At 64.8% G+C, this 236-nt stretch carries 1 pseudogene; it reads left to right on the top strand.

Annotated elements, in window-relative coordinates:
• A pseudogene (locus ACQG3P_RS23645) lies at positions 1-236 on the top strand (molecular chaperone HtpG); the annotation flags it as partial.

Genomic DNA, 236 nt, shown 5'->3' with positions numbered 1-236 from the left:
GCTGTACGTGCCCGGCCACGCGCCGTTCGACCTGTACCACCGCGACGCGCCCAAGGGCCTGAAGCTGTACGTGCCGCGCGTGTTCGTGATGGACCAGGCCGAGCAGTTCCTGCCGCTGTACCTGCGTATCATCAAGGGCGTGGTCGATTCCAACGACCTGTCGCTCAATGTGTCGCGCGACATCCAGCAGTCCGGCCCGGTCATCGATTCGATGAAGTCGGCGCTGACCCAGCGCA

This window comes from Stenotrophomonas sp. SrG, from assembly GCF_050031795.1.
GTDB classification, from domain to species: Bacteria; Pseudomonadota; Gammaproteobacteria; order Xanthomonadales; family Xanthomonadaceae; genus Stenotrophomonas; species Stenotrophomonas rhizophila_A.
The sequence above is the reverse complement of the archived record's forward strand: the minus strand, read 5'-3'. Positions and strand labels throughout refer to the sequence as shown.